The following is an 8,989-nucleotide window of genomic DNA, read 5'->3' as shown; positions in this document are numbered from 1 at the left end:
TTCCACGCTTCCTTCCCACACTCGGTCACCCTCATGCAGTTGCGCTTCACTTCGCTCGTCGTGATCAACTTGCGACGGGACTTGCACCCGTAGGAGTGCGCCCATGCTGGGCGCACAAGAAAAACCCCACAGCCTCTTACAAAACTGTGGGGTGTATCTGGTGGCCTGGACTGGAATCGAACCAGTGACACGCGGATTTTCAATCCGCTGCTCTACCAACTGAGCTACCGGGCCAAGCCGGTTATTGTAGCAGAGCAAAATAGGTGTCTGGGCAGTTTTCCCTGCTGCTTGCCCGCTGTTTGGGTCTCGCGCTGCCGCTCAGCTCAAGCTTTGCGTTTGCTGCGGCTCATGTCTACCCCCAATTGTTTGAGTTTGCGGTAGAGGTGGGTGCGTTCCAAACCTGTTTTTTCAGCCACACGTGTCATCGATCCACCCTCGTGGGTCAGATGGAATTCAAAGTAGGCTTTTTCAAAGGCATCACGCGCTTCGCGCAAGGGGCGATCGAGTTCAAAACTTTGCGCCACGAGCGGGGTTTGTGTGTCACTGACCACCACAGCATGGGCCATGGACAAGACGCTGGAGGGTGCCGGTGTCGCTGCGGCCACGATGGCTTGCTGCACTTGGTCGCGGGCCAGCCCTTGGTCTATCGCTTTGAGCAGTTTTTGCAAGGTGATGGGTTTTTCCAGAAAGGCTTGCGCGCCAATCTTGACCGCTTCCACTGCCGTGTCGATGGTGGCGTGCCCGCTCATCATGATCACAGGCATGTTCAGCAGGCCCGATGACGCCCACTCCTTGAGCAAACTCACGCCATCGGTGTCGGGCATCCAAATGTCCAGCAGCACCAAGTCGGGGCGCATGTGCAGACGGGCCTCGCGTGCTTGCGCGGCGTTCTCGGCAAGCTCTACCTGGTGCCCCTCGTCGAAGAGGATTTCTGAGAGCAGGTCGCGGATGCCCAGCTCGTCGTCTACCACCAAAATATTTGCCATATGCCTGTTGTATCTCTGTTCATGAACGGGGCTGCAGTGGTCCCTGGGCCGATTGCGGCAACTGCACCCATTGCGGCTGCTGCGGCGGTTGCGCCACGGCGAATGATAACGAGACTTGCGCCCCAGTGATGTCGCCATTTTCTTGCATGTTGCCCATGTCGATTCTTGCACCATGTTCGTCGGCAATTTTTTTGACCACGGCCAAGCCCAGTCCCGTGCCTTTGGATTTGGTGGTCACATAGGGCTCGAAAGCCCGTTGCAAAATATGCGGCGCAAAACCGGGGCCGGTGTCGGTCACCACCAAGCGAACCCGTTGGCGTGCCGCGCGCCACTCTGTGCGCACTTTCACGCAGGCATGGGCGTGGTCCTTGCCGCGTGCATCGCATGCGTCTTGTGCGTTTTGCAACAAGTTGTGAATGACTTGCCTGAGCTGCTGCGCGTCGCCCAAGATGGCCGGACACTGGGCGTCCAGATCGGTGATCACGGGGGCCCGGTGCTCCCGGTCCTGGGGTTCACTGGCATACAAGGCCATGACATCGTTGATCAGGTCATTGAGTTGCAGGGGCATGAGTTCGGCCGAAGGCAGGCGCGCGTAATCGCGAAATTCGTTGACCAAGCGCTTCATGGCATCGACTTGTTCAACAATGGTTCTGACCGACTTGTCGAGCACGGCCTCGTCTTGCGGTTCAAGTTTGCCCAGCAGGCGGCGCTGTAGGCGCTCGGCCGACAGCTGTATGGGCGTCAAAGGGTTTTTGATTTCATGCGCCAGCCTGCGAGCCACTTCGCCCCAAGCCTGGGCGCGCTCGGCTGAAACAATGTCTGAGATGTCATCGAACACCAGCAAGCGCATGCCGTCGGGCAACACCGCGCCCCTTGCCAACAAGGTCACGCCCGTTTGGCTCAAACCTTGTCCGGCGGCGTGGATGTCAAATGATTTTTGCCAGTAGTCGAGTTCGTGCGTTTCGGTCCCCGAGTGCTCAAGCGCCATGAAGTGCGCTTGCACCTCTTGCGCAAAGTTTTGTAGGCCCGGCAAGTTTTGCAAGCCCATGCCGAGGTGCGCCGACACGGCGACTTTCAAAATGCGCGTGGCGCCCGGGTTGGCTGATTGGATCGTGCCTTGTGCATCCAACACCATGACGCCGGCGGTGAGGTTGTCCAAGATGGTTTGCAGCTTGCCTCTGGCTTGGTCCAACTGGCTCAAGCTGCGCTCGACACTGGCACGGGCATCGGCGAGTTGTTGCGTCATGTCGGCAAAAGATCGGGTCAAGCCGCCCAGTTCGTCTTTGCCCTGCAAGGCCAGCTTGGGGCGAAGGTCACCGGCGGCCACTTGGCGCATGCCATGGGCCAGCAAGAGCAAGGGTCTAGCCAATTGCTGGCCCAACAAAACAGCCAGCAAGATGGCCCCCAAAACCGCCAAAAATAGACTCAAAGTGAGCGTGCCTATGTACATGCGCCGCAGCCCTTCGCGGGCCAGTGCCCGCTCTTGGTAATCACTGTAAGCCTTTTGAACCTCTAGGGCGTTGTTCACCAGGGCAGACGGCAGGTCTTGGATCACTTGCAGCACGCGGCGCTCTTCGTTCAAGGCCAAACTCCACTGCGGAAACAGCACCAAAACTTTGATTCGGCTTTTGTCAGCGCCGGGCATGGGTTCTTCGAGTCCTTCAATCCAGACCAAGCGGCCCGTTTGCCGTGTTTGGCGCAGTTGCTGCGCGCTGGGCTGCTCTGATCTGAGTTGAAAGCGCGATGCCCCTGAGGTGGCCACCATTTGACCGCCTTGGGTCCAGATGGCCACATCGGTCGCGCCCAGTTGGTTTTTGATTTTTTCAGCTGCCAAGCCGGGGTTGATTTCACTGCTTTGCGCATAATTGGCCGCTGCCGCTTGGGTTTGCTTGGCGAGGTCTTCGCTCAAGGTGTCCAATGTGGTGCGGCCCAGGTTCAAACCCGCCACCAACGCGGCTTCTACCCTCACATCAAACCAGCTTTCAATCGAGCGCGAGACGAATTGGTATGAGACCACGTAAATCATCAAACCCGGTATCACGCCCACCAAAGCAAAAATGCCCGCCAACTTGACCAACAGGCGTGAGCCAAACTGGCCTCGGCGCAAACTCAGCAACAAGCGCACCATGCCCCACAAAATGGTGATCAACAAGCCGCTGGCCACGACCGCATTGATGATCACCAGCCATTCGTAGTTGGCGTTGTAGCGTGCCCGGTTTCCGGTGGCTTGGGTCATCAGCACCAACAAGCCAATGCCGATGGCCGCCATGCTCAGCACGCCCACCAGCATCAGCCATCGGCTGGCTTTGGAGGGCAACTCCTTGAGTTTGTCACTGCTGGACTTGCGCCACAACATGTCAACGCCCCTCGAGCAGGTTGAGGCTGATGGTTTGGCGCACTTGCAAGTTCCAGTCGGCTTGATTCCCGGCTGCAATTTGAAACGGTCTGGGCAGCTGCGACACATCCAGCTTGAAACGGTACCGGATTTGCTGGCTCGAACGGAGGTCCAGTTTTCGCAAGTCGGCAATTTTCCAGGCCGTTTGGCGACGCACCACATTCAGGGCTTCCGCCAAAGTGTCAAAGCTTTGTGAAATGCTGCTCGCCAATCCGGTGCTGGAGATGGGCTCGCTCGACACATTGAGCCGCCAACGGCGCGTCAGTGGCTGGAAGGCCAATCGGTAGTAGCGCGATGCGGCCCCCACTTTTTTGTCGGTCCAGTACCAACGGTCCTGCAACACTTCGGCGTCGACCACAAAATGCACCGCCAAACCCTTGACCAAAGCATCCTCAACGGCTGGGCCCAAAGTCAAGTTCAACTGCGTGTTGAGCAGCAAGGCCTCGTTTTGGTAGCTGGGGGTCAACTCAATCAAATCCACCGACGAGGTTTGGGCCCAAGCACAGTTCAGGCCCAAGACGGCCACGCTCAACAGCCGGGCGAAGGAGCGCCCAAGCTCAAAGCCGAGTTTTTTCCAGCAACGCGTAATAAAAGCCGTCATGTTCACCCAACGCATTGTCCTCGACTGGAACGCCCTTGGGTATCTGACCGGGTATCAAATGGCCCGGTGAGGGCAGCAATGCCGCATCGCTGTTGCGCTGAAGAAACGCTTGCACCGCCATGTCCCCTTCGGACTTGAAAACCGAGCAGGTGCAGTACAGCAAGCGCCCCCCTTCGGCCAACAAGGGCCACAAGGCAGCCAGCAGTTGCGCTTGAATGCGCCCCAATTGCGCGCTGTCTGTGGGGCGGCGCAACCAGCGCACATCGGGGTGTCTGCGCACAATGCCAGAGGCGGTGCAGGGCGCGTCCAGCAAGATCGCATCGAACGCTTGAGCATCCCACCAAAGCGCCGGATGCGCGGCATCAGCGGCTTTGATTTGGGCCTGCACACCCAAACGCTGCAAGTTTTGGCCGATGCGCTCGCAACGCCGGGCATCTACATCCAAGGCCAACACTTGGGCCTGCGGGTAACAGGCCAGCAAATGCCCGGTTTTGCCGCCCGGCGCAGCGCAAGCGTCCAAGATGCGCCAAGGCTGCTGTGCATCGCGGCCTTGCAACAAAAGGGGTGCGGCCAGTTGAGCCGCAGCGTCTTGCACGGACACATGGCCTTGGGCAAAACCTGGCAGGCGCTGCACCGGCACCGGTTTGTGCAACTGAAGGCCAAAGGCGCCTACCGCTGTTGCGCCCATGCCCAAGCTTTGAAGTTGCGCCTGATAGGCCGCCACTGTGTGGTGTTTTCGGTCCACACGCAGGGTCATGGGGGCTGGCTTTTGCGCCGCCGCCAGCAGCTGTTGCCAGTCTTGGGGGTACTCGGCTTGCAAGCGATCGATCCACCATTGTGGGTGGTTCCAGAGGGCTTGCAGCTTGTGGTCGGTTTGCGCCACCAAGGCGTCGCGCTCGCGCAAGAAACGCCGCAAGCAGGCGTTGATGAATCCGCTTTGCGCCTGAGTCTGTCGTTGTTGGCGTGCCGCTTCGACCGCTTGGTTGACCAAGGTGTGCACCGGGTAGGGTGCCACGTCGTCTTGCCAAGCCAAGCCCAAGGCCGTGCACAGCAGGGCGTCTGCAGCGGGTGGCGGGGGTTTTTTGACCAACAGTTCGCGCAAGGCCATCGCCCGTCCGAGCTGGCGCATGACTTGAAAACTCAAGGCTTGCACAGCAGGGCGCAATGGGGCGGCCACATCTTCTAGCTCGCTGGTCAGCGAGCGGCCTGCCCGCACCGCCTGCACCACTTTGGCCGTGGCCTGCAGGGTCTGCCACAAAGGCGCTGCTGGCGCCGCTGTGACAGGCACCCGCTCAAGGCTTCTTGCTTTGCCAGCCATTTCCGGTGGGGCTTGCGAGGCCGTCATGGCGTGTTTGCCAAGCTCAAGTCCATGCGCGTGACGGGTTTGAAATTCAAGCGCTTGGCCAACCAAGACGCGGGGCGCATGGCCAGTGCCTCGTTGTACGCAACCACAGCCACGTGGTAGGGGATCATGGTGGCAGGCAATGTTTGGCGTATCCGGTTCAGCGCGATGTCCAGATCAGGGCGCACAGCAGCATGCGCCGCTTGCTGCGATGCACGGATTTCGGCCACCAATTTGAGGTGCTGCACAAGCACTTGTTTTTGCACCTCGGCATCGAGCGGCTGAATTCTGGCGAGCATCAAGACCTCCAGCATCTGGTCGCTGACGTTTTGCACAGCCTGCAACTCTTGTGCACCTGCTTCACCGACACAACTTTGACGTGCGGCCAAACCGCCTTGCAGCCGCACCAACAGGCGCAACCAAACCGCATCGACACTTGCCCACTGGCGAACGATGTCCGCACGCAGCCGCACCAAGCGGTTGTGCGCACCCACCGCCCAAAACAAGCACATGGCCATCGCCACACCGACCACCAATCCACCCATGTCGCATTCCTCAGACCCACATCGAACCGAAAAAAACAGCCCCTGTCCACAAGGCGGTACAGGGGCTGGTGGCGGTCACCGCTCAAGCGGTGACAGCACGTCTCAAGCGGCTTCGCCGGCGTCGGTCACGGCGTCCTCGGCCGTGTCACCGGCCAAATCTGCCGCCTCGGCATCGGCAATGGCTTTGCGCTCGGCGTCGTCCATCGCGTCTTTCACGGCACGGGCTTTGTGGTAAGCCAAGCCGGTACCGGCCGGGATCAAGCGACCCACAATGACGTTTTCCTTCAAGCCGCGCAATTCGTCGCGCTTGCCCATGATGGCCGCCTCGGTCAGCACACGGGTCGTTTCCTGGAAGGAAGCGGCCGAGATGAACGAGTCGGTCGACAAAGACGCCTTGGTGATGCCCAGCAACAAGTTGCTGAAGGTCGCGGGGATCTTGCCGTCGCGCTGCAAAGCCTCGTTGGTGTTGAGGATTTCGGAACGCTCGACCTGCTCGCCAGAGATGTAGGTGGACTCACCGATGTTCTCAACCACCACGCGGCGCAGCATCTGGCGAACAATCACTTCAATGTGCTTGTCGTTGATCTTCACGCCTTGCAAGCGGTACACGTCCTGGACTTCGTCCACGATGTAGCGGGCCAGCTCTTCCATGCCCAACAAACGCAAGATGTCTTGCGGGTCGGCCGGGCCGTCCACAATGCTCTCGCCCTTGTTCACCACTTGGCCTTCGTGCACCAAGATGTTCTTTTCCTTGGGGATCAGTTCATCCCAAACTGTGCCCTCAGGGTCGGTGATCTGCAAGCGCACTTTGCCCTTGGTCTCTTTGCCGAAGGACACGGTACCGGTCATCTCGGCCAGCATGCCCTTGTCTTTGGGGGTGCGGGCTTCGAACAGCTCGGCCACACGGGGCAAACCGCCAGTGATGTCTCGTGTCTTTTGACCTTCAACCGGGATACGCGCCAGCACCTCGCCTGGGCCCACGTCCATGCCGTCGCGCACCTGGATCAGCGAGCCGATCTGAAAGCCAATCGTCACCGAGTGGTCGGTGCCGGGGATTTTGACCTCTTTGCCCGCCGCGTCGATCAACTTGACCTGCGGGCGAATGACCTTGGCTGCACCACGGCGTTTGGGGTCGATGACCACCAAGGTGGACAGGCCCGTGACTTCGTCCATTTGCTTGGCCACAGTCAGGCCCTCTTCGACGTTTTCGAAGCGCACTTGGCCCGCGAATTCGGTGATGATGGGGCGTGTCAAGGGGTCCCAATTGGCCAAGATCACACCGGCCTTGATGACTTGGTCGGGCTTGATGGCCAAGATTGCGCCATAAGGCACTTTGTGGCGCTCGCGCTCGCGGCCCGCGTCAGAGATGACGATCTCGCCGGAACGGGAAATCACCACCAACTCGCCTTTGGTGTTGGTCACGTAACGCATGGTGGCATTGAAGCCAATCGTGCCGTTGGACTTGGCTTCCACGCTGGAGGCCACTGCGGCACGCGAGGCTGCACCACCGATGTGGAAGGTGCGCATGGTCAGCTGTGTGCCGGGCTCACCGATCGACTGCGCGGCAATGATGCCCACCGCTTCGCCGGTGTTGATCAAACCACCCCGGCCCAAATCGCGGCCGTAGCAACTGGCGCACAAACCAAAGCGGGTTTCGCAGGTCAGAGCGGTGCGGACCTTGACTTCGTCCACGCCGACCAGCTCCAACTCGTCCAACATGTCTTCGTCCAACATCACGCCGGTCTTGGCCATGACGGCACGTGTTTCGGGATGCAGCACGTCTTCGACCAAGGTGCGGCCCAAGGCGCGGTCGCGCAAGGATTCGATCACCTCGCCGCCCTCGACGATGGCGCGCATGACGGAGCCGTTGTGCGTGCCGCAGTCTTGTTCGGTGACCACCAAGTCTTGCACCACATCGCACAAGCGGCGGGTCAGGTAACCCGAGTTGGCGGTCTTCAGTGCCGTATCGGCCAAGCCCTTACGGGCACCGTGTGTCGAGATGAAGTACTGCAACACATTCAGGCCTTCACGGAAGTTGGCCGTGATGGGCGTCTCGATGATGGAGCCGTCAGGCTTGGCCATCAGGCCACGCATACCGGCCAACTGGCGAATCTGCGCTGCAGAGCCGCGCGCACCGGAGTCGGCCATCATGTAAATCGAGTTGAAGGATTCTTGCTCAACTTCGTTGCCGTGGCGATCGATGGTTTTTTCTTTGCGCAACTGGTCCATCATCACCTTAGAGACAACGTCACCGGCCTTGCCCCAGATGTCCACCACTTTGTTGTAGCGCTCGCCAGAAGTCACCAGGCCTGAAACATATTGCTGCTCGATGTCTTTGACTTCTTTCTCAGCCGCTTCGATGATGGCCGGCTTTTCGGGCGGCACCAACATGTCGTCAATGCCAATCGAGATGCCAGCGCGTGTGGCCAGACGGAAACCGTTTTGCAACAATTTATCGGCGAACACCACCGTCTCTTTCAGTCCGCACTTGCGGAAAGACGTGTTGATCAGCTTGGAGATTTCTTTCTTCTTCAAGGCCTTGTTCAGGTTGCTGAAAGGCAAGCCTTTGGGCAAGATTTCGGACAACAAAGCACGGCCCACGGTGGTTTCCACCATCGACACGGACTCGGTGAATTCACCGCTCACTTTGTCTTTGGTCCACTCGGTCATGCGCACGTTGATCTTGGCGGGCAACTCGACGGCGTCCGCGTCCAAGGCGCGCTGCACTTCACCGATGTCGGCAAAGATCAGGCCCTCGCCTTTGGCGTTGATGCGGTCACGGGTGGCGTAATACAAGCCCAGCACCACGTCTTGCGACGGCACGATGGAGGGTTCGCCAGATGCGGGAAACAAGATGTTGTTGGAGGCCAGCATCAAGGTGCGGGCTTCCATCTGGGCTTCCACCGACAAGGGCACGTGCACGGCCATCTGGTCGCCGTCAAAGTCGGCGTTGAAGGCCGCGCAAACCAGCGGGTGCAACTGGATGGCTTTGCCCTCGATCAACAGGGGCTCAAAGGCCTGAATGCCCAAGCGGTGCAGCGTAGGCGCACGGTTGAGCATCACGGGGTGCTCTTTGATGACCTCTTCCAAGATGTCCCACACCACCGGTGTGCCGGCTTC

Annotated in this window: 6 protein-coding genes and 1 tRNA gene; all 7 read right to left on the bottom strand. The window is 59.5% G+C overall.

Going from position 1 to position 8,989, the window contains the following annotated elements; all coding sequences use genetic code 11:
* Positions 1–158: 158 nt before the first annotated feature.
* Positions 159–234, bottom strand: a tRNA-Phe gene (locus ACIQ39_RS17075).
* Between the two features lie 89 nt (positions 235–323).
* Positions 324–986 (bottom strand): response regulator, encoded by a 663-nt coding sequence (locus ACIQ39_RS17070; RefSeq protein WP_396435797.1) that lies wholly within the window; start codon positions 984–986, stop codon positions 324–326.
* Between the two features lie 19 nt (positions 987–1,005).
* Positions 1,006–3,342, bottom strand: coding sequence for an ATP-binding protein (locus ACIQ39_RS17065; RefSeq protein WP_396435796.1), 2,337 nt, complete (start codon positions 3,340–3,342; stop codon positions 1,006–1,008).
* Between the two features lies 1 nt (position 3,343).
* On the bottom strand, positions 3,344–3,982 hold the full coding sequence (locus ACIQ39_RS17060) for a DUF4390 domain-containing protein (protein WP_396435795.1): 639 nt from the start codon (positions 3,980–3,982) through the stop codon (positions 3,344–3,346).
* Positions 3,939–5,327 (bottom strand): 16S rRNA (cytosine(967)-C(5))-methyltransferase RsmB, encoded by a 1,389-nt coding sequence (rsmB, locus tag ACIQ39_RS17055; RefSeq protein ID WP_396435794.1) that lies wholly within the window; start codon positions 5,325–5,327, stop codon positions 3,939–3,941. Before rsmB ends, ACIQ39_RS17060 begins: the two co-directional genes overlap by 44 nt.
* Positions 5,324–5,869 carry a hypothetical protein gene (locus ACIQ39_RS17050; RefSeq protein WP_396435793.1) on the bottom strand — a complete coding sequence of 182 codons (546 nt, stop codon included), beginning with the start codon at positions 5,867–5,869 and terminating at the stop codon, positions 5,324–5,326. The genes rsmB and ACIQ39_RS17050 overlap by 4 nt, the downstream gene beginning before the upstream one ends.
* A gap of 102 nt (positions 5,870–5,971) precedes the next feature.
* Positions 5,972–8,989, bottom strand: a 3,018-nt coding sequence (gene rpoC, locus ACIQ39_RS17045; protein WP_396435792.1) for a DNA-directed RNA polymerase subunit beta', incomplete at its 5' end; no start/stop codon positions are given.

The sequence above is a fragment of the Limnohabitans sp. genome (assembly GCF_044361645.1).
In the GTDB taxonomy this organism is placed as follows: Bacteria; Pseudomonadota; Gammaproteobacteria; order Burkholderiales; family Burkholderiaceae_C; genus Limnohabitans_A.
This window is presented reverse-complemented; position numbering and strand designations above follow the sequence as displayed.